Source organism: Cupriavidus sp. 21MJTG02-4 (assembly GCF_057798975.1).
Genome location: NZ_JBYOJP010000023.1, coordinates 64,476 through 86,512 on the forward strand (window position 1 = coordinate 64,476; position 22,037 = coordinate 86,512).

The 22,037-nt window shown below is 65.1% G+C and carries 23 protein-coding genes and 1 rRNA gene; 13 read left to right on the top strand and 11 right to left on the bottom strand.

The genetic code is table 11. The annotated features are described in order from the left end of the window. The first annotated feature begins 90 nt into the window (after positions 1 to 90). The 3 genes from AC3FKH_RS30985 (at position 91) to AC3FKH_RS30995 (ending at position 2,951) form a co-directional block, all read left to right on the top strand. Positions 91 to 1,059, top strand: coding sequence for an acetaldehyde dehydrogenase (acetylating) (locus AC3FKH_RS30985; protein WP_488679509.1), 969 nt, complete (start codon positions 91 to 93; stop codon positions 1,057 to 1,059). Positions 1,060 to 1,070: 11 nt separating this feature from the next. Beyond that, a complete protein-coding gene (gene dmpG / locus AC3FKH_RS30990; RefSeq protein WP_488679510.1) occupies positions 1,071 to 2,093 on the top strand; it encodes a 4-hydroxy-2-oxovalerate aldolase in 1,023 nt (340 codons plus the stop codon). Between the two features lie 87 nt (positions 2,094 to 2,180). Then, positions 2,181 to 2,951 (top strand): IclR family transcriptional regulator, encoded by a 771-nt coding sequence (locus AC3FKH_RS30995; protein WP_488679511.1) that lies wholly within the window; start codon positions 2,181 to 2,183, stop codon positions 2,949 to 2,951. A 26-nt stretch (positions 2,952 to 2,977) separates the two neighbouring features. On the opposite strand, the gene AC3FKH_RS31000 is transcribed toward AC3FKH_RS30995, so the two are convergent. The 3 genes from AC3FKH_RS31000 to ftrA all read right to left on the bottom strand — a co-directional run bounded on the left by AC3FKH_RS31000 (position 2,978) and on the right by ftrA (position 5,892). Then, positions 2,978 to 3,178, bottom strand: coding sequence for a hypothetical protein (locus AC3FKH_RS31000; protein ID WP_488679512.1), 201 nt, complete (start codon positions 3,176 to 3,178; stop codon positions 2,978 to 2,980). A gap of 223 nt (positions 3,179 to 3,401) precedes the next feature. After that, on the bottom strand, positions 3,402 to 4,640 hold the full coding sequence (phaZ, locus tag AC3FKH_RS31005; RefSeq protein WP_488679513.1) for a polyhydroxyalkanoate depolymerase: 1,239 nt from the start codon (positions 4,638 to 4,640) through the stop codon (positions 3,402 to 3,404). 253 nt (positions 4,641 to 4,893) lie between these two features. After that, a complete protein-coding gene (ftrA, locus tag AC3FKH_RS31010; protein WP_483712481.1) occupies positions 4,894 to 5,892 on the bottom strand; it encodes a transcriptional regulator FtrA in 999 nt (332 codons plus the stop codon). Between the two features lie 223 nt (positions 5,893 to 6,115). On the opposite strand from ftrA, the gene AC3FKH_RS31015 reads away from it, so the two are divergent. The 6 genes from AC3FKH_RS31015 (at position 6,116) to metC (ending at position 11,437) form a co-directional block, all read left to right on the top strand. Further along, on the top strand, positions 6,116 to 6,463 hold the full coding sequence (locus tag AC3FKH_RS31015; protein WP_483712483.1) for a DUF3088 domain-containing protein: 348 nt from the start codon (positions 6,116 to 6,118) through the stop codon (positions 6,461 to 6,463). Between the two features lie 318 nt (positions 6,464 to 6,781). Further along, a complete protein-coding gene (locus AC3FKH_RS31020) occupies positions 6,782 to 7,582 on the top strand; it encodes a transporter substrate-binding domain-containing protein (RefSeq protein WP_488679514.1) in 801 nt (266 codons plus the stop codon). A gap of 73 nt (positions 7,583 to 7,655) precedes the next feature. Further along, positions 7,656 to 8,315 carry an amino acid ABC transporter permease gene (locus AC3FKH_RS31025; RefSeq protein ID WP_483712487.1) on the top strand — a complete coding sequence of 220 codons (660 nt, stop codon included), beginning with the start codon at positions 7,656 to 7,658 and terminating at the stop codon, positions 8,313 to 8,315. A gap of 44 nt (positions 8,316 to 8,359) precedes the next feature. Continuing rightward, on the top strand, positions 8,360 to 9,085 hold the full coding sequence (locus tag AC3FKH_RS31030; RefSeq protein WP_488679515.1) for an amino acid ABC transporter ATP-binding protein: 726 nt from the start codon (positions 8,360 to 8,362) through the stop codon (positions 9,083 to 9,085). A gap of 36 nt (positions 9,086 to 9,121) precedes the next feature. After that, positions 9,122 to 10,150 (top strand): D-cysteine desulfhydrase, encoded by a 1,029-nt coding sequence (locus AC3FKH_RS31035; RefSeq protein WP_488679516.1) that lies wholly within the window; start codon positions 9,122 to 9,124, stop codon positions 10,148 to 10,150. A gap of 60 nt (positions 10,151 to 10,210) precedes the next feature. Next, positions 10,211 to 11,437 (top strand): cystathionine beta-lyase, encoded by a 1,227-nt coding sequence (metC, locus tag AC3FKH_RS31040; RefSeq protein ID WP_488679517.1) that lies wholly within the window; start codon positions 10,211 to 10,213, stop codon positions 11,435 to 11,437. Here metC and AC3FKH_RS31045 read toward each other — a convergent pair whose 3' ends face one another. Together AC3FKH_RS31045 and AC3FKH_RS31050 are read right to left on the bottom strand one after the other, a co-directional pair. Continuing rightward, on the bottom strand, positions 11,438 to 11,869 hold the full coding sequence (locus tag AC3FKH_RS31045; RefSeq protein ID WP_488679518.1) for a hypothetical protein: 432 nt from the start codon (positions 11,867 to 11,869) through the stop codon (positions 11,438 to 11,440). A 110-nt stretch (positions 11,870 to 11,979) separates the two neighbouring features. Beyond that, a complete protein-coding gene (locus AC3FKH_RS31050) occupies positions 11,980 to 13,122 on the bottom strand; it encodes a citrate synthase (protein ID WP_488679519.1) in 1,143 nt (380 codons plus the stop codon). A 109-nt stretch (positions 13,123 to 13,231) separates the two neighbouring features. Here AC3FKH_RS31050 and AC3FKH_RS31055 point away from each other — a divergent pair, with 109 nt between their 5' ends. The 3 genes from AC3FKH_RS31055 (at position 13,232) to AC3FKH_RS31065 (ending at position 16,274) form a co-directional block, all read left to right on the top strand. Beyond that, positions 13,232 to 14,185, top strand: a complete 954-nt coding sequence (locus AC3FKH_RS31055) for a 2-hydroxyacid dehydrogenase (protein ID WP_488679520.1) — start codon at positions 13,232 to 13,234, stop codon at positions 14,183 to 14,185. A 249-nt stretch (positions 14,186 to 14,434) separates the two neighbouring features. After that, positions 14,435 to 15,193, top strand: a complete 759-nt coding sequence (locus AC3FKH_RS31060; protein ID WP_488679521.1) for an SDR family oxidoreductase — start codon at positions 14,435 to 14,437, stop codon at positions 15,191 to 15,193. 130 nt (positions 15,194 to 15,323) lie between these two features. Beyond that, a complete protein-coding gene (locus AC3FKH_RS31065) occupies positions 15,324 to 16,274 on the top strand; it encodes a Bug family tripartite tricarboxylate transporter substrate binding protein (protein ID WP_488679530.1) in 951 nt (316 codons plus the stop codon). A 64-nt stretch (positions 16,275 to 16,338) separates the two neighbouring features. Here the strand turns inward: AC3FKH_RS31065 and AC3FKH_RS31070 are convergent, their stop codons facing one another. The 5 genes from AC3FKH_RS31070 to AC3FKH_RS31090 form a co-directional block, all read right to left on the bottom strand. Beyond that, positions 16,339 to 17,013, bottom strand: a complete 675-nt coding sequence (locus AC3FKH_RS31070; protein ID WP_488679522.1) for an anaerobic ribonucleoside-triphosphate reductase activating protein — start codon at positions 17,011 to 17,013, stop codon at positions 16,339 to 16,341. Between the two features lie 4 nt (positions 17,014 to 17,017). Beyond that, complete coding sequence (gene nrdD, locus AC3FKH_RS31075) at positions 17,018 to 17,197, bottom strand: anaerobic ribonucleoside-triphosphate reductase (RefSeq protein WP_488679523.1); 180 nt, start codon at positions 17,195 to 17,197, stop codon at positions 17,018 to 17,020. Positions 17,198 to 17,226: 29 nt separating this feature from the next. Next, positions 17,227 to 18,948: a ribonucleoside triphosphate reductase gene (locus AC3FKH_RS31080; protein WP_488679524.1), complete on the bottom strand. Its 1,722-nt coding sequence runs from the start codon at positions 18,946 to 18,948 to the stop codon at positions 17,227 to 17,229. Between the two features lie 364 nt (positions 18,949 to 19,312). Beyond that, positions 19,313 to 19,738, bottom strand: a complete 426-nt coding sequence (locus AC3FKH_RS31085; RefSeq protein WP_488679525.1) for an SRPBCC family protein — start codon at positions 19,736 to 19,738, stop codon at positions 19,313 to 19,315. Between the two features lie 32 nt (positions 19,739 to 19,770). Beyond that, positions 19,771 to 20,790: an aldo/keto reductase gene (locus AC3FKH_RS31090; RefSeq protein ID WP_488679526.1), complete on the bottom strand. Its 1,020-nt coding sequence runs from the start codon at positions 20,788 to 20,790 to the stop codon at positions 19,771 to 19,773. Between the two features lie 114 nt (positions 20,791 to 20,904). Between AC3FKH_RS31090 and AC3FKH_RS31095 the strand changes: the two genes are divergently transcribed. Further along, positions 20,905 to 21,831, top strand: a complete 927-nt coding sequence (locus tag AC3FKH_RS31095; protein WP_488679527.1) for a LysR substrate-binding domain-containing protein — start codon at positions 20,905 to 20,907, stop codon at positions 21,829 to 21,831. Between the two features lie 106 nt (positions 21,832 to 21,937). On the opposite strand, the gene rrf is transcribed toward AC3FKH_RS31095, so the two are convergent. Continuing rightward, positions 21,938 to 22,037: ribosomal RNA gene (gene rrf, locus AC3FKH_RS31100) — 5S ribosomal RNA — on the bottom strand; the annotation flags it as partial.

Sequence of the window (22,037 nt, forward strand, 5' to 3'; positions counted from 1 at the left end):
TTGCCCCGCAGCGCAGGAGCATTCCCGGCCCGGATCGGCGATGTCTTGGCCTGCGACTTACAGCACTTCAAAGAAATGGGGTTCGCCGCCATGGCGGCCCCGAGGACGGAGGCTCCATTGGCAAATCGGAAACTGAAGGCCGCGATCATCGGATCGGGCAATATTGGCACGGACTTGATGATCAAGATCCTGCGCCACGGCAAACACCTGGAAATGGGCGCCATGGTCGGCATCGACCCGGCGTCGGACGGCCTGGCGCGCGCCGCCCGCATGGGCGTGGCCACCACGCATGAAGGCGTCGAAGGCCTGCTGAACCTTCCCGAGTTCCGGGACATCGACGTGGTGTTCGACGCCACCAGCGCCGGCGCCCATGTCAGGAACGACGCGCGGCTGCGCGAGGTGAAGCCGGACATCCGCATGATCGACCTGACGCCGGCGGCCATCGGCCCGTACTGCGTGCCCGTGGTCAACCTTGAATCGCGCCTCGACGCGCGCAACGTGAACATGGTCACCTGCGGCGGCCAGGCCACCATTCCGATGGTCGCCGCGGTGTCGCGCGTGGCGAAGGTCCACTACGCGGAGATCGTTGCGTCGATCAGCAGCAAATCGGCCGGCCCCGGCACGCGCGCCAACATCGACGAGTTCACCGAGACCACGTCGAAGGCGATCGAGGTCATCGGCGGCGCGACCAAGGGCAAGGCCATCATCGTGCTGAACCCGGCGGAGCCGCCGCTGATCATGCGCGACACCGTGTACGTGCTCAGCGATGCCGCGAACCAGACCGAAGTCGAAGCATCGATCAACGACATGGCCGCCGCCGTGCAGGCATATGTGCCTGGTTATCGGCTCAAGCAGCGCGTGCAGTTCGACGCAATCCCCACCGATGCCCCGCTGAACATCCCGGGCCTGGGCCGCTTCAGCGGCCTCAAGACCTCGGTGTTCCTGGAGGTGGAAGGCGCGGCGCACTACCTGCCCGCCTACGCCGGCAATCTCGACATCATGACCTCCGCCGCGCTCGCCACCGCCGAACGCATGGCGCAATGCGCACTGAACGCCTGAGGAAACGCGCCATGACCTTCAATCCCGGCAAGAAACTCTATATCTCCGACGTGACGCTGCGCGACGGCAGCCACGCCATCCGCCACCAGTACTCGATCCAGAACGTCAAGGACATCGCCCGCGCGCTGGACCAGGCCCGCGTCGATTCGATCGAAGTGGCACACGGCGACGGCCTGCAGGGCTCCAGCTTCAACTACGGCTTCGGCGCCCACACCGATCTCGAATGGATTGAAGCGGTCGCGGGCGAGATCGAACACGCGAAGATCGCCACGCTGCTGCTGCCCGGCATCGGCACGATCCACGATCTCGACAATGCCTACAAGGCCGGCGCGCGCATCGTGCGCGTGGCCACGCATTGCACGGAAGCCGATGTGTCGCGCCAGCACATCGAACGCGCACGCGAACTCGGCATGGACACCGTGGGCTTCCTGATGATGAGCCACATGACCACGCCGGAAAACCTCGCGGTCGAGGCGAAGAAGATGGAATCGTATGGCGCCACCACCATCTACGTGGTGGACTCGGGCGGCGCGCTGGGCATGCAGGATGTGCGCGACCGCTTCCGTGCGCTGAAGGCGGTGCTCGACCCGAACACGCATACCGGCATCCACGCCCACCACAACCTGTCGCTGGGCGTGGCCAACTCGATCGTCGCCGTGGAAGAAGGCTGCGACCGCATCGACGCATCGCTGGCCGGCATGGGCGCCGGCGCCGGCAACGCGCCGCTGGAAGTGTTTATCGCCGCCATCGAACGCCTGGGCTGGGAGCACGGCACCGACCTGTACAAGCTGATGGACGCCGCCGATGACATCGTTCGCCCGCTGCAGGACCGCCCGGTCCGCGTCGATCGCGAAACGCTGGCGCTCGGCTATGCCGGGGTCTATTCCAGCTTCCTGCGCCACTCCGAAATCGCCGCGAACAAGTACGGCCTGAAGGCCGTGGACATCCTGGTCGAACTGGGCAAGCGCCGCATGGTGGGCGGCCAGGAAGACATGATCGTCGACGTCGCGCTGGATCTGCTCAAGAAGGCGTAAGGCGGTGCCACCTGGGTATCGTTGACGACCAGGCTGCAGCGAGGCGCCGCTGGTGGGCCAACCGCCGGCGGCGTTACACTTCACGCCATGTCAAGAACGCCAAACCCCACTCGAACCCTGGCCAGCCAGACGCTGTTTCGCGGACTGGATGTGGTCGATGCCGTTGCCGACGGCTGCCAGTCCGTGCAGGAAATCGCCGACCGTACCGGTGTGGCGTTCAGCACCACCCACCGGCTGGCCTCGGCACTGGTACAAGCCCGCTACCTGCAATTCGAACCGCGCCGCGGCTACCGCCTGGGCGCACGGCTGCTGGAGCTGGGCTTCGCCGCCTACCGTGATTCCGATATTGCCCGCAGTGCGCGGCAGAACATCGAGCAACTCGCGGACGAGACGCGCGATACCGTCCACCTGGCCATGCTCGATGGCGACGAAATCATCTATCTCGACAAGATCGACGCCCAGCGTCCGATCGGCGTCAATTCGCGCATCGGCGGACGCAAGCCGGTCTGCTGCACGGGCGTGGGCAAGGCGCTGATCCTGGACGAGGGCGAGGCGTCGTGGCGCACCCGCTACCAGTACGATGCCGAGCGCGGCAACATCCACTTGCCGCTTGAGACCTGGATAGCCGGCATGCACACCTATGCGCAAGGCGGCTACGCATTCGACCTGGAAGAAAACGCGCCCGGCATCCGCTGCGTCGCGGTACCGATCCGCGATGCCAGCGGCAAGACCGTGGCGGCCGTCAGCGTTACGGGCACGACCGACTCCACCGACGAGGCACGCCTGCGCGCGCTGATTCCCACGGTGCGCGGCGCGGCCCAGGCAATCAGCGCGAAGCTCGGCGGCACGCTCGGGTGAAGTCCGCGCGCCGCCACCGTGCCGGGTTATGGAATGCGGCGCATCGCATCGAGCATGGAATACCCCTGACACGTCAAGCGAGGGAGGACATTGCCGCTGCCGTGGCCCTGCTCCAGCGTCACCAGTTTGTGGTGCAGCAGTCCATCCAGTTGTTCCGGTTCGAGATCGTCGATGTCTTGTGCATCGCCTAGCAGCAGCAGCGCGGCGATTTCATGCGGACTGAGCATGTCAGGCTCCTTTGTCGGGGGCGAAAAAAGGAACTACGACTGCTGCCCCGTGGAGGTAGTTCCACGGAGGACGGTTGAAAGGTACTGAGTGAACCCGGTGCAAGAACGCGCTGAACTCTGCGCACACCGAGCATGTACCCTAAACCGTCTTGTCGGCGGATTCAAGGGATGGATGTGCTGCGATGCAGCGGAGCGGAGCCGAGTCCGGCGCCGGCATGTGGCGCTAGCTACCCTGCCGCATCAGGGCCCGGATACCGGGGTAGATCTCGAGGTGCCATCGCGGGCCACCGAAGAGATCGTAGTGACCGCACCGCGGCGCCGTGACGTGCCGCTTGTCGCGTGTCGCAATGCCCCGGCACAATTCGTGCGCGGCCCGTGTCTGCCCGCAGCCGGAAATGGCGTCGTGGTCGCCTTCTATGGTGAGCAGCGTAGTCGCGCGGATGTCTTGCGGACGCACAAGCTGGCCCCGCACGAACCAATTGCCGCGTGCCAGGCGAAATTGCTGGAACACGATCTCGATCGTATCCAGATAGAACTCGGCGGCCATGTCGAGCACCGCGAGGTAGGCATCGCAAACGCGCCGCAGCGCTTCGGCACGCTTGTAATCACCCAGCATAAGTTCCGAATAATAGTCCCAGTGCGATGCCAGCAAGAGACCCGGCTGTGCCGCCATCAAGCCGGCAAGCTGAAGGAAATTCGGGTACACCTTGCGGCCGGCACCGGCGTAGCGGTCGGGCACGGTATAGATCAGATTCCGTTGGAACCACACCAGCGGGTGGTCCGCGGCCAGTCTCCCGACCGCAGTCGGGCTGTGACGCGCATCGATCGGCCCGCCGATCAGGATCAGGCTCCTGGGCGTGGGCTCGTCCGCGCTGGCCAACAGCGAAACCGCCGCCAGTGCCGGCACGGTGGCCTGGCAGATGGCAATCACGTGCAGCGCTTGCGCCGCGCCGATCCGGCGGATGAAGGCCTGCAGTTCAGTGACGTAGTCATCCAGGTGAAACGGCCCCTCCGTCAGTGGAACGCAGCGCGCATCGATCCAGTCCGTCACATAGACGATATGCTCGCGCAATAAACTTTCGACGACCTCGCGCAGCATGACAGCGTGGTGACCGGCAAGCGGCGCACAGACCAGCACGGCCGGTCTTGGAGGCGCCGCGGCGCCAAGTGCGGCCGTATCGGTGGCGAAGCGCAAGAGGCGGCAAAACGCCCGCTCCAGGACGACTTGCTCGACGACCGGGAGGACGCATCCGTTGTGCTCAACGGCGGCAATGCTGAACCCGGGATTGTCGTTGCCTTGTCCGAGCCGGTACAGCATCTCATAACCAGCGGCAAAGGCGGGAGCGCCCGGTATCCGCGACAGGACGTTACCGTGATCGGAAAGCGCGCTTGCCGCGTTCGCTGCCCACGCAGCAAATGGCGCGAATATTGCGCGCTGATACTCCATGTACCGGTAGAGCATGGAGGCCTCCAAGAAAGTGGCGGGCCGGCGGCCACGATCCAGGCTGCAGGCTTCGTCGGCCCGGATGGCTTCGCCGAAGCGATGTCGAGGCGGACGTACGCGGAGTCTGTCCGAGACCCTCGCAACCTGTGCGGGTGTGAGCGCGGTACCTGAGTTCCACTATAGGGCGGCCCACTACCGCTGCGGCGCCGAAGATGCATTTCGTCTTTGAAACCAAACACCCCACCGCGACTTCGAAAGCCTGCTCCGCCGTTCACCGGGATCCATGCTGGTCCGATGCACTGAAACGCCGCCGATAGTCACCAGGACTCGTTCCAAGCCGCGCGCGGAAGTGATTACGCAAGGTAGCCGCGGCGCCAAACCCCACCTGCACGGCAATATCGTCCAGCGATAAGGCCGTCTCTTCCAGCAATACCCTGGCCCGGCTGATCCGCTCGATCAGCAGCCACTCTCCCGGCGGCATGGCCATCATGTTGACGAAGTGGCGCTGGAAGGTGCGGGCGCTCATTGCCGCCTGCTCCGCCATCCTGACAATCGGCCAGTCCTCTCCCAGGGTGGCGCGAACCCCGTCCAGCAGCGGCGCCAGCGACGCGCTGCTGCGCTTCGACACCGGCTCCGCAATGTACTGGGCTTGCCCGCCTTCACGGTGCGGGGGCATGACCAGCCGGCGTGCGACCTGATTGGCCACGCGCGGGCCAAAATCCCGGCGAATCAGGTGCAGGCACAGGTCGATGCCCGCGGCACTGCCTGCCGAAGTCAGGACATCGCCGGCATCGACGTAGAGCACGTCCGCCTCCACCCGTACTTCCGGATACCGCTGCGCGAGGGCCGCCGCATGACGCCAGTGCGTCGTCGCGCGCTTGCCGTCAAGCAACCCCGCTGCGGCGAGCACAAACGCGCCGGTGCAGATCGACATGACGCGCGCCCCGCGCCCGTTCGCCTTGCGCAAGGCGTGGCAAAGCGCCTCCGGCACTTCGGCTTCGATGCCCCGCCACCCGGGGATGATGATGGTCTTCGCCTTCGACAGCAGTTCCAGGCCGCTGTCGGCCTGCACCTGGATGCCACCCGCACCGCGCAACGTCCCCGCATCGGCCGAGCAGGTCGCGAAGCGATACCACGCGTCGCCCATTTCCGGCCTGGGCAGACCGAAGACTTCCACGGCGCAGCCGTATTCGAAAAGGCTCAGGCCGTCGTAAACCACCACGGCTACCAGCCCACCGTGGGCACCGGATTGCGATTCTTTCTTTGGCACGAGAGGTCGAATGAATGAGCGGTTGAGGCCACCTGGCGGAGGATTGCCGCGCCGTGTGTCACGCGATTTTCCCCTCGGCTGATTTTGGCATGATCCGGACGTTAATTGTCGTTCGTGCCACTAGTGGGTTTACCCACCCGACCCTATCCTTTGTCCGGTGGTTCACGGCCCGGCAAGCAAAGGGAACCGCGACCACCACTCATTTCAACCCATAGAGAGAGACATGAAAGACAAGCTACTGATGCTCCGCCCTGGCTTCTATCAAGGCACGGAAGGCCCCTTCTACTGCGGCGATGCCATTGCGGTCGAAGGCCTGCTCAGCTTCTTCCCGCAACTGCGCAACGAGATCGATGTCGAGTACATCGATGCGCCGCGCCCCCGGCAGGCGATCGTCGAGCTGATCGGCGAAGCCAACCAGTCCGCCCCGGTGCTGGTGCTCGGCGCCGGGCGCGCGCCGGTCGACAACGGCGTGGAGGTCCGCGTGGCCGGCCAGACCCAGTTCATCGACTCTCCTGACCACATCCGCCGCTACCTGTCGTCGCAATATGGCGTAGCGCGCCCGGCGGGCTGAGCGCGGATCCGCGAAGCCGTTGCCAAAGGTAGAGGCATTTTGCGCTTCATTCCGGATATCAGGAACTCCGTTGTCATTAACCTGATGCACGGAGAAAAATATTCCACGAACGCGCTTCGCCTCCCAGTCTTTTGAAAGTTTTTTCCCCTGACGGATCACTACGATTTCCCTCACGGCCTGGACGACATGGCGACCCGACAGGGCGACGTCGCCAAGGCCGGCGAGGGCTCCGTCAGCGGTCAGGAACGTCGTTTCACAGACCTGTCGGGCACTGATGCTGCCCATCGACAAGACCTAAAACCACATTGGAGACAAGGCATGAAGCTGCTGCAATCGCTGTTGCAGGGGGCGCTGATCGCGACCGTCCTCGGTTTCACCGCACCCGCCGTACAGGCTGAAGACCTGCTCGACACCGTCAAGGCCAGCGGCGTCCTGAAGGTCGGCATGGAGGGCACGTACCCGCCGTTCGGCTATCGCAACACCCAGGGCGAGCTCGATGGCTTCGACGTCGCGGTGGCTCGCGCGGTGGCGGACAAGATGGGCGTCAAGGCCCAGTTCATCACCACCGAATGGAGCGGCATCATCGCGGGCCTGCAGGCCGGCAAGTTCGACGTGATCGTCAACCAGGTCAGCATGACGCCGGCGCGCAAGCAGGCGCTCGATTTCACGCAGCCCTACGTCTATTCCGCAGTCCAGGTGCTTCAGCGCAGCAACGACAAACGCGAGTTCCCGTCGCTGGAAACATTGAAGGGCAAATCCGTCGGCGTCACGCTGGGCAGCAACTATGCCGACCTGGCAAAGACAGTGCCTGGCATCCAGGTGCAGACCTATCCGGGCACCTCGGAAAACCTGCGGGATCTCGCGGCTGGCCGTATCGATGCCGCGCTCAATGACCGCCTGATGCTGCCGTACCTGATCAAGAACGCCAACCTGCCGCTGCGCACCGGCGCGCTGCTGGCCGGTACGAAGCTCGAAATGGGGATTCCGTTCCGCAAGGGCAACCCGAAGTTCGCCAAGGCGATCGACGACGCGCTGAACGCGCTGCAGCAGGACGGCACCTTGCGCAAGCTGTCCGTCCAGTGGCTTGGCACCGACGCCAGCCAACCCCTCGCACAGTAATCACGGCCACGCCTGACGACACGCCCGTCCAAGTCCGGCACGGGCGTGCCTGGCCACCGCAATGGATCGCATCATGAACCCTATTGATCTGATTATTCATGCCTCCCCGGTGCTCCTGCAAGGCGCCGCGATCACCGTGAAGTTTGCCCTGGCCTCGATGATCTTCGGCCTGCTGGTCGGGATCGTCGTCGCCATCATGGGCATCAGTGCCAACCCCGTCCTCAGCGGCATCGCCCGCGCCTATGTCAGCGTCATGCGCGGCACGCCGTTGCTGGTGCAGATGTTCGTCGTCTACTACGGCCTGCCGGACCTCGGCATCTCCCTGGACCCGACCAGCGCGGGCATCCTGACCCTCACAGCCAATGCCGGCGCTTACCTGTCGGAGAGCATGCGCGGCGCGATCCTCGGGATCAGCCGCGGGCAATGGAGCGCGGCGCACAGCCTCGGGCTGAGCCACCTGCAGACGCTGCGCTACATCGTCTGCCCGCAGGCCTTGCGCCTGGCCGTGCCGAGCCTGGGCAACACGCTCATCAGCCTGATCAAGGACACCTCGCTGGTGTCGGTCATCACCGTCACCGAGCTGCTGAGATCGTCGCAGGAAATCATTGCCTCCACGTTCCAGCCGCTGCCTTTGTACCTGTCGGTGGCCGCCATCTACTGGCTGCTCAGCACCGGCTTGTCATGGGTGCAAAGGCGCATCGAGGCACGGCTGACCCTGCGCGTGACGCGCTGATCAGCGCTATCCGACAACAACTATCTGCAAGCAGGAGACAAGACATGATTGCCCTCGAAGGCGTATCGAAATGGTACGGACAATTCAAGGTGCTGGATGGATGCAGCACGCGCGTCGAGAAAGGCGAGGTCGTGGTGATCTGCGGCCCGTCGGGTTCGGGCAAATCCACGCTGATCAAGACGGTCAACGGGCTCGAAGCGTTCCAGCAGGGCCGCATCAGCGTGGACGGCGTCAGCGTCGGCGATCCGAAGATAAACCTGGCTCAGCTGTGTTCGCGGGTCGGCATGGTGTTCCAGCATTTCGAGCTGTTCCCGCACCTGAGCATCCTCGACAACCTGTCGCTGGCTCAGGTCAAGGTGCTGAAGCGCGGCAAGGACGAGGCCCGTGAAAAGGGCTTGCGGCTGCTTGACCGCGTCGGCCTGAAAACGCATGCCGCCAAATTTCCCGCGCAGCTTTCCGGTGGACAGCAGCAGCGCGTTGCCATTGCGCGTGCCTTGTCGATGGACCCGGTCGCCATGCTGTTCGATGAACCGACTTCCGCGCTCGATCCGGAAATGATCAACGAGGTGCTCGACGTCATGACCGGACTGGCGCGCGAAGGCATGACGATGATCTGCGTCACCCACGAGATGGGGTTCGCGAAGAAGGTGGCCAACCGCGTGATCTTCATGGATAGCGGCACCATCGTTGAAGACACCGGCAAGGATGCCTTCTTCGGCGATCCGAAGTCGGCCCGTGCAAAGGAATTCCTGGCGAAGATCCTGCATTGATGCGGGCGCGCGTTTATCTCCCCCAAGACCAAACCCATGAAAATCTCGGATCGTCTTGCGTCATTCTCCCGCCTCGACCTGGTTGGCGCGGTGACGCCCCTGCAGAAGCTCGATCGCTTGTCCGCCATGCTCGGCCGCGATGTCTATATCAAGCGCGATGACACCACGCCGCTTGCCTTTGGCGGCAACAAGCTGCGCAAGCTGGAGTTCCTGGCCGCCGACGCGTTGCGCCAGGGTGCCGATACGCTGGTGACGGCCGGCGCGATCCAGTCGAACCATGTCCGGCAGACAGCCGCCGTCGCGGCCCGTCTCGGACTGCGCTGCCGCGCGTTGCTGGAGAACCCCACCGGCACCACCGACGTCGATTACCTGCACAGCGGCAACCGCCTGCTGCTCGACCTGTTCGACGCGCACGGCGAGCCGGTGGCCTCGCTCGACAACGCCGATGCGCAACTGCAGGCGCTGGCCGAACGGCTGCGTGGCGATGGGTGCAAGCCCTACGTCGTGCCGATCGGCGGCTCCAATCCGCTTGGCGCATTGGGTTATGTGCAGGCCGGCCTGGAACTGGCACAGCAAGCGAAGGCAATGGACGTTTCATTCTCGGCCGTCGTACTGGCCTCCGGCAGTGCCGGCACGCACGGCGGGCTCGCATTGGCACTGGCCCATGCCATGCCGCATACGCAGGTTGTCGGTGTCACCGTCTCGCGGACTGTCGAAGCCCAGGCGCCCAAGGTCGCGGGGCTGATCGACGGAACCGCGGATTTGCTCGACATCGAAGTGCCGACCGAAATGCGGCTCCAACTGTGGGACGAGTACTTCCTGCCGCGCTATGGCGAGCCCAACACCGGCACGCTCGACGCGATCAGGCTGCTGGCGCGCATGGAGGGCGTGCTGCTCGACCCGGTCTACACCGGCAAAGCGATGGCCGGGTTGCTCGACGGCGTGGTGCGCAAGCGCTTCGACGGCGGCGGCCCGCTGCTGTTCCTGCATACCGGCGGCGCACCGGCGCTGTTCGCCTATCGCGACGTGCTCCAGGCCGCTGCCCTCCAGCCCTCTGCCGGCTGACCAGACATCCCGGCGGCATCCGCGGGCGCGGCTGCCGCATCGACCATCCATGGAGATCTTATGAAGGAAAGCACCCAACTCGTTTGTGCCGGCCGCCATCCGGAGCGCTTCGGCGGCGTCGTCAACACCCCGATCTTCCGGGCCTCGACCATCCTCGCGGGGTCGATGGCCGAATGGGAAGAGATGAAGCGCGCGCGCGCCGCGGAAGAGCCTGGCGCCACGACCTATGGCCGCTATGGCACGCCCACGACGCATGCGTTCGAAGAAGCCATTGCCGAACTCGAAGGCGGCTATCGATCGCTGGTCTTTCCTTCCGGCCTTGCCGCGGTCACGACCGCGCTGACCGCGCTGCTGTCATCGGGCGACCACGTCCTGGTGAGCGACAGCGCCTATTCGCCGACACGCGCGTTCCTGGAGCGCGTCATGGCGCGCTTCGGCGTCGAAGTCGAAACTTATGACCCGGTCGACGGCAAGCCGATCGAGTCGCTGTTCCGGCCCAATACGCGCGTCGTCTACGTGGAATCGCCGGGCTCCGAGACGCTCGACATCCAGGACATTCCCGCCATCTCCGCCGCGGCGCACCGGCACGGCGCCTATGTCGTCATGGATAACACCTGGGGGACGCCGCTATTCTTCAAGCCGTTCGCGCACGGCGTCGACGTGTCGATCCAGGCCGCCACGAAATACATCGTGGGCCATTCCGACGCCATGCTCGGCGTGGTGACCTGCAATCGGGACACCTGGCCGCTGGTCAAGCAGACGACGTACGACCTGGGGCAGACGGCGGGCCCCGATGATATCTATCTGGCCCTGCGCGGCCTGCGCACCATGGCCGTCAGGTTGCAGCGCCACTGGCAATCCGGCATGCAGGTCGCGCAATGGCTGGAGCGGCAACCGCAGGTCGAGGCGGTGCTGCATCCGGCCTTGCCGTCCCACCCCGGACACGCGCTCTGGAAGCGCGACTTTACCGGCGCGTGTGGCCTCTTCTCGATGGTGCTGCGCACGAATTCGCAGGCATCGCTCGCGGCCTTCATCGACGCACTCGAGCATTTCGGACTGGGTGTTTCCTGGGGAGGCTATGAAAGCCTTGCGATCCCGTTCACGCCCGGCAAGGGATGCACGGGCTCGCGCTGGCCCTACCAGGGACAGGCCGTGCGCGTGCATGTGGGACTGGAAGATCCGCAGGACCTGATCGACGATCTGCAGCGGGGCCTGCTGGCGCTGTCCGCGCATGAGTCCCAAACGGAAAACGCGGAAGCTGGCGCCGAGCAGGCCTGCGCGACCTGATCACTTGCGCATGCGCAGCAGGTCGGTGTAGGAGACCAGCTTGCGCTTCTCCTGCGAGAGCGTCTTTCGTTTTGACGCCGGGCGCGCGGGCTTGCCGCGCTCGAACTTGGCCGCGGCCCGCTCGTCCTCGCGCGCGTGGGTCCGCTCGGTTTTGGCTTCCGCCTTCAGGCGTTCCGTTTCCAGCCGCGCGGCAACGCGTTCCTCGCGCGCGATGTCGCGCGCCGCCGACAGGATCTCGGCTTTGAGCAGGTCGCGCCTTTGCCTGGCAGCGGCACGGGCAGCCTGCAATTGCGCCTTGCGCTGGCGCAGCCACTCTTGCCGGCTGACCGGCGCGGGCCTGGCCTCCGGCGGCACGCTCAGGCGCAATGCCCTGCTGTTTTCCACTTTCTCGGCCCGCAGCTTGCGCCGCAGGTCCTGCTTTGCATCACTCACGCTGCGTCGTTCTCCAAACAGCAAATAAGTGCCGCCCATGCATCACCACGATGGCAGGGGCTGGTCTCGCGAACCTTACCATAGGGCCCTGTCCCGCGCCCGAGCAAACCTCAGTCCCGCCCGGGCGCTACCCCGACGTAGCGCCCACGTGGACGGATCACCTGCCCGACAGTCAACTGCTCCAGGCTGTGCGCAAGCAGTCCCACGCTGCGTGCCGTCGCGAACATGCCGAATGCCGCATCCTCCGGCAGTCCGTAGTGTGTCACCAAAGCCGCCAGGGCCACGTCGATGTTCGGCTGAAGACCGGTCAGGCGCGTTGCTTTCTCGATGAAGCGCGCGATCACACGCGGAGGCTCGAACAAGTTCAGAAGCGCCTTCGCGCGCGGATCGCCCTCCGGATAAAGGTGATGGCCAAAGCCGGCAAGCGGCAGGCCGGTCGACAGGTGATGGGCAATGACCTCGTCCTCGCCTTGCCGTTCCAGTTCGCTGAACAGCGCCTTCACCCGTCCCGATGCGTCGCCGTGCAACGGGCCGGACAGCGTCGTCAGGCCGGATAGCAAGCAAGCCGGCAGCGAGGCACCGGTGGATGCCGCGATGCGCGCGGCAAACGCGGAACTTGTCAGTTCATGGTCGGCCAGCAGGACCATCGCGGTCCGCAGCAATTCGGCCACGGGCGCCGGCTGTCCCCAACCCTGCGCGAAGCGCTGGTGCAATGGCTGCTGCCCCGGATGCGCACCAAATGCGTTGGCGATTTGCCCGACCAGGCTCTGGCATTCGCCATGCAGCACGCGTGTCATGCGGCCGTGCGTGGAATGGCCCGTGGCAGCCAGTTCCGCGAGGGTCTTGAACGCAGCCACACGTCCGGGCCGGGCGACGCGTGCCGACGATGAGAAATCCGCAATCCGGTCCGCATCCCACAGCAGATGCGCGGCCTCCTCCACCGTGGCCGATGCGGCGAGCGCCACCGCATCCTCACCGCGGTAATACAGCCTTTCGCGCACGAACGTGGAAATGGCCGTCGGGATGCTGGGCTCCGATCCGAACAGCGTGTTGGTGGCCAATGTCTCGTGCTTGCGGCCGGCCTGCTTGCGTTTGGCGAGCGTTGCCACGTCTTCGGCGCGGTACAGGCTGCGGCGCGTATCGGCCGGATCGGACATGACCTCGATCTTGCCGCGGCTGACATAGGCATACACGGTCTGCGGCCGAACCCCGAGGCGTGTGCAGGCCTCGTCCATCGATATCCACGAACTCATCAATCACTCGCTGAAACGGATTTATGTTGATTTTATATATCAATATTGCGTGATCAATCAACTATTGCCTACGATATTCCTACTTCCTCCAAGCCTCGCGATACCAACCATGAAGCCGCAGATCCTGCAACTGAACCCGATCCTGATTCCCGCCGCCAATGAGGCGCTTGCCGCGCGCTACGAAGTCCACAAGTACTTCGAAATCCCGGATCAGGCCACGTGGCTGCGAGAGCATGGCTGCTCCATCGAGGCAGTGATCACGGGAGGCCACACCGGAATCTCCCGCGCGATGCTGGAGCAGTTGCCGGCGCTGAGGGTAGTGGCCGTCAACGGCGTGGGCACCGATGCGGTGGACCTGGCCTATTGCCGCGAGCGTGGCCTGCCCGTCACCGCCACGCTCGGCGCGCTGACCGAGGATGTCGCCGACCTGGCCATCGGCCTGCTGATCGCGGCCTGCCGCAACCTCTGCGCGGGGGACCGCTTTGTCCGCGACGGCCACTGGGAACTGCATCCGTCACCATCCGCGATTCCGCTGGCGCGCCGCTTCAGCGGCATGCGCGTCGGCATCGTCGGCATGGGTCGCGTGGGCCGTGCCGTCGCCACGCGAGCCGCTGCGTTCGGTTGTCCGATCCGCTATACGGACCTGCGCGCCATGGACGACGTGTCCCACGCATACGTCGCCGACCTGCTTGAACTTGCGCGCGAAAGCGATGCGCTCGTGCTGTGCGCGGCCGCCGACAAGGCGGAGGGGCTCATCGATGCAGCAGTGCTGGATGCACTTGGCCCGCAGGGCTACCTGGTCAACGTGGCACGCGGCCGGCTCGTCAACGAGACCGATCTCGCGCAGGCCATCGAAGCGGGGCGCATCGCGGGCGCCGGGCTCGACGTCTTCGTCGATGAACCGCGCGTGCCATTGACGCTGCGCCAGTCGGACCGCACCACGCTGCAAGCCCACCGCGCGAGTGCCACGTGGGAGACGCGCGGCGCCATGGCGCAGATGGTGCTGGACAGCGTGGCGCAAGCGCTGGCTGGCGAGCGTCCGGCCATGAGCCTGACCACCTGAGTCAACGTCTGCGGAACCGGAACGCCATGGATTTCGTCGTGCCGTCGCTGCCGCGGCGCACGCTGCCCGTGGCGGACAGCACCGCGCATTTCCCGATCGCACGGGTCTTCTGCATTGCAGCCCGGCGATGTGATCGATGCCGCCGTGGACGGCATCGGCGATATCAGGCTGACCATCAGCGGATAACCACAGCACAAACTCTGCACTGCCTTCCGACATCGCAGTATTCATAGTTCATTGGAGATCATCTTGACCGCATCCCGAAAGATCGCCCTGGTCACCGGTGCCGGCAGCGGCGTAGGCCGCCGCACCGCGCTCGCACTGCTGGAAGACGGCTGGACCGTCGTGCTGGCCGGCCGGCGTGCCGAGCCGCTGCAGGCGCTGGCGGCCGAAGCCGCCGCACGCGGCCAGGCCGCGATGGCCGTCCCCGCGGACGTGACCGACCCTGCCAGCGTGCAAGCGCTGTTCGACACGACCGAGCGCGAGTTTGGCCGGCTGGACCTGCTGTTCAACAATGCCGGCGTCAACGCACCCGCTGTGCCGATGGACGAGCTGCCTTTGGAGAAATGGTTCGCCGTCATCAACACCAACGTCACCGGTGTGTTCCTGTGCGCCCGCGCGGCGTTCGCGCTGATGCGGCGCCAGTCGCCGCAGGGCGGCCGCATCATCAACAATGGCTCGATTTCCGCGCATACGCCGCGGCCGTTCACCGCGCCCTATACGGCCAGCAAGCACGCTGTCACGGGTCTGACCAAGGCGCTGGCGCTCGATGGCCGCGCCTTCAACATCGCCGCTGGCCAGATCGATATCGGCAATGCGCTGACCGAGTTGTCCGAGCGCATGACCCGCGGCGTGCTCCAGGCCAATGGCACGGTCGCGCCCGAACCGATGATGGACGCGAGCCACGTGGCCAATGCCGTGCGCCACATGGCTTCGCTGCCGCTGGACACCAATGTCCTGAACATGACCGTCATGGCCAGCGCCATGCCGTTCGTCGGCCGCGGCTGACATCCCCGCCCACATTCCCACGGGCCTCGCATCCGTGGGAGCCACCAGAGTCGACTGAAGTTGACCAGCATCCAGACGGAGACACCCCATGCGATTCACCCCAAGCAGATTCAGCACCCTGATCGGCACGATGGCCGGTTGTGCCGCCATCATGATGGCGCCCGGCGGGGCCGGTGCCCAAGGCAACTATCCGACGCGACCAGTCACCATCATCGTCCCGGCGCCGGCCGGCGGCGGCATTGACCTGATCGCCCGCGTCGTCGGCGAGAAGCTGTCGGTAAAGCTCGGCCAACCGTTCATCGTCGAGAACCGCCCCGGCGCCTCCAACAACCTGGGCACCGCGGTCCTGGCCAATGCCAAGCCCGATGGCTACACGATCGGCATCGTCGGCGGCAGCCACAACATCAACAAGTTCCTGTTCAAGAATCTCGGCTGGGATCCTGAGAAGAGCTTCGAGCCGATCGTCTACACGCACGAGATCCCGCTGGTGTTCGCGGCCTACCCCAAGCTGCCGGCGAAGACGGTGCCCGAGCTGGTGAGCTGGATGAAGGCCAATCCGGCCGAAGCGAAGGTGGCCACGTCGGGTCGCGGCAGCGCGCAGGAAATGGCCGCCGAGATGTTCCGCATGGTCAGTGGTGCGCCGGTGCTGCTGGTGCCTTACAAGGGCTCGTCCGCGGCACATCCCGACCTGATCGCCGGCCGCACGGTGCTTTACATCGACACCATCAGCGCGATTCAGGAGCAGGTGAAATCGGGCAATGTGCGCGCACTGGCCGTCTCCACGCGCAAGCGGTCCAAGGCGTTGCCCAATGTCCCCACCGCCGAGGAACAAGGGCTCAAGGGCTATGACGCCAACACCAACGGTGGTTTCCTCGCGCCGGCGGGCACGCCCAGGGAGATCGTGGCCAGGCTGAACACAGAGATCAACGCGGCGCTGAAGCTTCCGGAGGTGCGGGCCAAGCTGGAAACGGCGGGCATCGACGTGCAAGGCGGCACGCCGCAGGAGTATGCGGCGTTGATCAAATCGGACCTCGCGAAGTGGGGCAAGGTAGTGAAGGAAGCGGGAATTCAGCCGGAGTAATGGCGTTTGATTCCGGCGTGGCGACACGCTTGGCCGTTCAACGCAAGGACGGCCGTCGTGTCGCTCACGCAGCAGGCAGCCGCATGGAGATTTGCGGATACGCGGCTTTCAATCGGCGGGCGATATCGGCCGTGGCGACGCAGGGTATGCCCGCCGTGCCACGCGGCTGCAAAGCCCAATGACGGACGCCACGCGCCGCCAGTGTACCGACGAGACCGTCAAGTTCGTCTTCGCTGAACAGCGCCGGATCCCACGTGGTGCGGCATTCGTAGTCCACGCCGCTAGCGACGACAAGATCCAGCGATGCCATCACGCGTGAGCCGCTGCCGGGCGTGCCGGTGATCGCGTCGTAGCGATGTGCCGGCCCCTTGATATCGATGCCGATCCAGTCCATCAGCGGCAGCACTGACGCGAGCCGCTCCGGGTACATGCCTGCGGTGTGCAGGGCCGCCTGCAACCCCATGGCGCGGACTTCGCGCACGGCATCGGGCAGCGATGCCTGCAGCGTGGGCTCGCCGCCGGAGAACACCACGCCGTCCAGCAGGCCACGCCGGTTCGCCAGGAAATCCCTCACCTGATTCCATGGCAGCAGGTCGCGCCCGCGCGGAGAAATCAGGTGGGCGTTATGACAGTAGCCGCAGCGCCACGGGCAACCCTGACAGAACACCACCGCGGCAAGCCGGCCGGGAAAGTCGATGCTGGTCAGTGGCGTCAGGCCGCCGATGCGCAGGCTACCCATGGCATCAGGCCGCGCAGCGCTGCTCGGCAAAGAAGCGGCGCTCGGCGTGCTCGCCCTTCTTGCCGGTGTTGAAGCTGGCGACGGGACGGTGATACCCCATCACGCGCGTCCAGACTTCGCAGCGCTGGCGTTCATGTTCCTCGAGTTCGACGGTGGCTTTCAGGCGTTGCGGTTGGCTGATCATGGCGGTTCTCCTTGCTGGGGTTGGGAAATTCATGCGGCTTGCTGCAGGCGTTTGCGGGCGAGAACATCCTCGTCGCACTTCGGGCAATAGACGTGCTCGCCGGCCAGGTAGCCATGCGTCGGGCAGATCGAAAACGTGGGCGTGACCGTGATATATGGAAGGCGGAAATTTTCCAGCGCCCGGCGTACCAGGCGCTTGCACGCCTCGCCGCTGGACAGGCGCTCGCCCATGTAGAGATGCAGCACGGTCCCGCCGGTGTATTTGGCTTGCAGCGCTTCCTGCTGCGCCAGGGCTTCGAAAGGATCATCGGTGAAGCCGGCCGGCAGCTGCGACGAATTGGTGTAGTAAGGCTGCTCCGCCGTACCGGCCTGCAGAATGCCGGGCCAGCGTTTGCGGTCCTCCCGCGCGAAGCGATAGGTGGTGCCCTCGGCCGGCGTGGCCTCCAGGTTATACATATGGCCGGTCGCTTCCTGGTATTCGACAATGCGCGCGCGCACATGGTCGAGCACGCGCAGGGCGAAGCCGCGACCCCAGTCCGTGGTGACGTCGTGGGTATCGTCGGTGAAGTTGCGGATCATCTCGTTGAGGCCGTTCACCCCGAGCGTCGAGAAGTGATTGCGCAGCGTGCCGAGATAGCGCCGGGTGTACGGGAACAGGCCCTGGTCCATCAGCTTCTGGATCAGCTCGCGCTTGGCTTCGAGCGAATCGCGGCCGATATCGAGCAGGTTATCGAGCCGCTGCAACAGGCCGGCTTCGTCGCCTGCATTCAGATAGCCCAGCCGGGCGCAGTTGATGGTGACCACGCCCAGCGAGCCAGTCTGCTCCGCGCTGCCGAACAGGCCGTTGCCGCGCTTGAGCAGTTCGCGCAGATCGAGCTGGAGCCGGCAGCACATGGACCGCACCATGTTCGGCTTGAGCTCGGAGTTCAGGAAGTTCTGGAAATAAGGCAATCCGTACTTGGCCGTCATGTCGAACAGCCGCGCGGCATTCTCGCTTTCCCAGGGGAAGTCCGGCGTGATGTTGTAGGTGGGAATCGGGAAGGTGAAGACGCGGCCAAGGGCATCGCCTTCGGTCATGACTTCGATATAGGCGCGATTGATCACGTCCATCTCGGCCTGCAGGTCGCCATAGCGGAATGGCATCTCCTCGCCGCCGATCACCGGCACCTGTTCCCGAAGGTCTTCGGGGCAGGTCCAGTCGAACGTGAGGTTGGTGAACGGAGTCTGCGTGCCCCAGCGCGACGGCACGTTGAGGTTGTAGATCAGTTCCTGCATGTGTTGCCGGACCTCGGCGTAGGACATGCTGTCCTTGCGCACGAAGGGGGCCATATAGGTATCGAACGACGAGAACGCCTGCGCCCCGGCCCACTCGTTCTGCATGGTGCCAAGGAAGTTCACGATCTGCCCGACCGCGCTCGACATGTGCCGCGGCGGTGCTGCTTCCACTTTGCCGGGCACGCCATTCAACCCTTCATGCAGTAGCGTGCGCAGCGACCAGCCGGCGCAGTAGCCGGACAGCATGTCGAGATCGTGGATGTGAAGGTCGCCCTCGCGATGGGCCGCCCCGGCTTGCGGCGCGTAGACATGGGACAGCCAGTAGTTGGCGGTGACCTTGCCCGCCACGTTGAGGATCAGCCCGCCGAGCGAGTAGCCCTGGTTTGCATTGGCGTTGACGCGCCAGTCCTCGCGGTTCAGGTACTCGTTGACGGACGATTCCACGTCGACGAGGGTACGGTGTGGATGAGATCCCATTGCGCCCCTAAAAACACTAGATATGGGGATGCATTATTTACCATCCACTATATATAGCGTTGCGCAAGATCAAACGGGTGAGTTTCACGCGATACGGAAGAGGACAGCTGACGGGGCATTGGTGGCGCCGGCAAGGTGCAAGGCGGCCTCGGCGCGGGCGTGCGATGGTCCGGCGCCATCGCCACCGCCCCGGAAGGAGTTTCCTCTGCACCCGAGGCGATCCGGCAGGCGCCGGACCGGTTCTACTCTGCGTATGGGAACAGCGCGCGTGCCTCGCCAGGCATGCCGGCAGACGCCTGCGCCGGCGACGGCGGCAGCATGCCGAGCATGGCGGCTAGAGCCATTGACAAGGCCATCAGCGGCCTCATGAGGCGCCCTGGCTCAGCGTTGCCTGCAGCGCCGCCAGGCCATCGCGGTAGATGCCCTCGAACAGGCGCGATGCGTCGTCATCGCTCACGCCGGCCGGCGTGAACTGGCCAGACCATTCGACGCGCGAGGCCTGGTCCCCGTCGATGCCGACCACGCGCAGCGTGGAGCGGTAGCCGGTGACGGGGAACGGCGCCTTCAGGATCGAGTAGGTGTAGCTGCGCGCGCCCTGGTCAAAGGCCTCCAGACGTTCGACGATGGCATCGCCGTCCGGATTGACGAGGCTGCGCACACGGCCGCCCTCGCTCAGTTCGCTCTTGGGGATATACGGCAGCCAGTCGGGCAGCGAATCGAAGCCGCCAATCAGTTGCCAGACGCGGTCCGGTGCTACCGGCAGCGTGATCATTGCAGACGCTTGTGCCATGATGGACTCCTTGAATCGAATGTGGTCCCGGATCAGTTGCTGTCGCCAGGCAGCGGCGCATTTGCCGCGACCAGGTGCTGCTCGCGCAACTCGCGCCAGAAATCGGCGGGAATGACCGCCTTCAGCGCGGCGGTGTCCTCGGCGATGCGCTCGGGCCGGCTTGCACCGGGGACCACGGCGGCGACCGCCGGGTTGGCCAGCACGAACTGCAGCGCGGCGGCCTTGATGCTGACGCCATGGCGTTGCGCGATCGCCTTGATGCGCTCGACCTTGCTGATGATCTCGGGCGGCGCCTTCTGGTACTCGAAGTGCGAGCCGCCGGCCAGGATGCCCGAGCTGTACGGGCCGCCAACCACAATCTCGGTCTTGCGCTCCGCGGCCTTCGGCATCAGGCGCTGCAGCGCGCGCTCGTGGTCGAGCAGCGAATAGCGGCCCGCCAGCAGGAAGCCGTCCGGCTGCGCTTCGGTCAGGTCCAGCGTCAGTTCGATCGGCTCCACGCGGTTCACGCCCAGGCCCCAGGCCTTGATCACGCCCTCTTCGCGCAGCCGGGTCAGCACCTTGAAAGCGCCTTTGCGGGCGGTCTCGAAATAGCCCAGCCACTCGTCGCCGTAGAAGTCCTGGGCGATGTCGTGGACCCACACGATGTCCAGGCGGTCGGCCTTCATCCGCTTCAGGCTGTCCTCGATCGAGCGCAGCGTGGCGTCCGCCGAGTAGTCGTTGACCAGCTTGTTCGGGCGGCCGGCGGCAAACAGGCCGCTTTTCTCGCCCAGCGCCCGCGCGCTGGCGTCTTCGACTTCGTCCAGGATCAGGCGGCCGACTTTGGTGCTGAGCACGTATTCATCCCGCGGTTGCCGGGACAGCGCCTCGCCCAGCCGGATTTCGGCCAGGCCCGCGCCGTAGAACGGCGCGGTGTCGTAGTAGCGCACGCCTTGCGCCCACGCCGCGTCCACGGTGGCCTGCGCCTCCGATTCCGGTATGTCGCGGAACATATTGCCCAGCGGGGCGGTACCAAAGCCGAGTACGTTACCGGCCAGTTTGTCCTTGATGCTCATGACTGCTCCACAAATTAAGTTGGGGTGAAGGCAGTCTAGGGTTGCAAGTTAAGTCTGTCCAAGACAGAATTTGAAAGACTTGATTCCCTAGAGGTCTGAAATTCAGGACTGGACATGCTGGATATCCGCCAACTTCACTATTTCGTGGCCGTGGCCGAAGACGAGCACGTCGGACGCGCCGCCGAACGGCTCCATATCTCTCAATCGCCACTTAGCCGGCAGATTGCCCAGCTCGAGGAAAAGCTCGGGCTGGTGCTGTTCGAACGCTCCCAGCAACGTATCCGGCTCACGCGCGACGGCCGCACGTTCCTGGCCGAGACCCGCGCCTTGCTGACGCATGCCAACCGGCTCGAATCGCTGGCGCGGCGACTGGGCCGCGGCGATGAAGGCGGCCTGTGCATCGGCTACCTGGAGTACGCCATGCATTCGGGCGTGCTGCCCAACGCCTTGCGTGAACTGCGCGCGGGGCGGCCCGCGGTGCATATTGCGCTGTACAACCAGCTGTCGGCGGCGCAACTGGAAGGGCTGCGCCAGCGCAGCCTCGATATCGCGCTGGTGTGCGAGCCGCCGTCCTCCGACGATCCGGACCTGGAGGCCGCGCAGGTGCTCAACGACCCGATGCTGCTGGCACTGCCCGAGGACCACCCGCTGGCCAAAGCGGGGCAATTCAGCCCGGAAGACCTTGCCGCGCAGAAGTGGATCGCGGTGATGCACCAAGAAACGGCCCTGCGGCACGACGCCTTCATCGCGGCCTGCGCCAAGGCCGGCTTCACGCCGACGATCACGATGGAGGCAACCGAGCCGCTGGCAGCGCTCGGGCTCGTGGCTGCCGGACTTGGCGTGACCATGATCCAGAGCAGCCTGCGCCACCAGGCCCCGGCGGGCGTCGTGCTGCGCGAGCTGTCGTGGTTCACCTATCGGATCCCCTTGTGGGCTGCCTGGCACAAGGTGAACCTTCGGCCGCTGGTGGAGATCTTCCGCAAGACCTTGTTGCAGGCCAGCGGCGCGGCGGCCGAGCCGGGAATGGCCGCGGCCGGCTAAGTGGCTAAGTCGCCATTCAACGCATCTGAGTTTTCAAATGATTTTCCGCTCGCCAAAGCAAAAACCCCTCGCAGCACATGCTGTCGAGGGGTTTTGCATTGTAAGAGCCTGGCGATGACCTACTTTCACACGGGTAATCCGCACTATCATCGGCGCGGAGTCGTTTCACGGACCTGTTCGGGATGGGAAGGGGTGGTTCCAACTCG

Excerpts from the sequence above, each read along its gene's own strand:
- AC3FKH_RS30985 (WP_488679509.1), top strand. The coding sequence starts at position 91 with ATGGCGGCCCCGAGGACGGAGGCTCCATTGGCAAATCGGAAACTGAAG.
- dmpG (WP_488679510.1), top strand. The coding sequence starts at position 1,071 with ATGACCTTCAATCCCGGCAAGAAACTCTATATCTCCGACGTGACGCTG.
- AC3FKH_RS30995 (WP_488679511.1), top strand. The coding sequence starts at position 2,181 with ATGTCAAGAACGCCAAACCCCACTCGAACCCTGGCCAGCCAGACGCTG.
- AC3FKH_RS31000 (WP_488679512.1), bottom strand. The coding sequence starts at position 3,178 with ATGCTCAGTCCGCATGAAATCGCCGCGCTGCTGCTGCTAGGCGATGCA.
- phaZ (WP_488679513.1), bottom strand. The coding sequence starts at position 4,640 with ATGCTCTACCGGTACATGGAGTATCAGCGCGCAATATTCGCGCCATTT.
- AC3FKH_RS31015 (WP_483712483.1), top strand. The coding sequence starts at position 6,116 with ATGAAAGACAAGCTACTGATGCTCCGCCCTGGCTTCTATCAAGGCACG.
- AC3FKH_RS31020 (WP_488679514.1), top strand. The coding sequence starts at position 6,782 with ATGAAGCTGCTGCAATCGCTGTTGCAGGGGGCGCTGATCGCGACCGTC.
- AC3FKH_RS31025 (WP_483712487.1), top strand. The coding sequence starts at position 7,656 with ATGAACCCTATTGATCTGATTATTCATGCCTCCCCGGTGCTCCTGCAA.
- AC3FKH_RS31030 (WP_488679515.1), top strand. The coding sequence starts at position 8,360 with ATGATTGCCCTCGAAGGCGTATCGAAATGGTACGGACAATTCAAGGTG.
- AC3FKH_RS31035 (WP_488679516.1), top strand. The coding sequence starts at position 9,122 with ATGAAAATCTCGGATCGTCTTGCGTCATTCTCCCGCCTCGACCTGGTT.
- metC (WP_488679517.1), top strand. The coding sequence starts at position 10,211 with ATGAAGGAAAGCACCCAACTCGTTTGTGCCGGCCGCCATCCGGAGCGC.
- AC3FKH_RS31050 (WP_488679519.1), bottom strand. The coding sequence starts at position 13,122 with ATGAGTTCGTGGATATCGATGGACGAGGCCTGCACACGCCTCGGGGTT.
- AC3FKH_RS31055 (WP_488679520.1), top strand. The coding sequence starts at position 13,232 with ATGAAGCCGCAGATCCTGCAACTGAACCCGATCCTGATTCCCGCCGCC.
- AC3FKH_RS31065 (WP_488679530.1), top strand. The coding sequence starts at position 15,324 with ATGGCCGGTTGTGCCGCCATCATGATGGCGCCCGGCGGGGCCGGTGCC.
- AC3FKH_RS31070 (WP_488679522.1), bottom strand. The coding sequence starts at position 17,013 with ATGGGTAGCCTGCGCATCGGCGGCCTGACGCCACTGACCAGCATCGAC.
- nrdD (WP_488679523.1), bottom strand. The coding sequence starts at position 17,197 with ATGATCAGCCAACCGCAACGCCTGAAAGCCACCGTCGAACTCGAGGAA.
- AC3FKH_RS31080 (WP_488679524.1), bottom strand. The coding sequence starts at position 18,948 with ATGGGATCTCATCCACACCGTACCCTCGTCGACGTGGAATCGTCCGTC.
- AC3FKH_RS31085 (WP_488679525.1), bottom strand. The coding sequence starts at position 19,738 with ATGGCACAAGCGTCTGCAATGATCACGCTGCCGGTAGCACCGGACCGC.
- AC3FKH_RS31090 (WP_488679526.1), bottom strand. The coding sequence starts at position 20,790 with ATGAGCATCAAGGACAAACTGGCCGGTAACGTACTCGGCTTTGGTACC.
- AC3FKH_RS31095 (WP_488679527.1), top strand. The coding sequence starts at position 20,905 with ATGCTGGATATCCGCCAACTTCACTATTTCGTGGCCGTGGCCGAAGAC.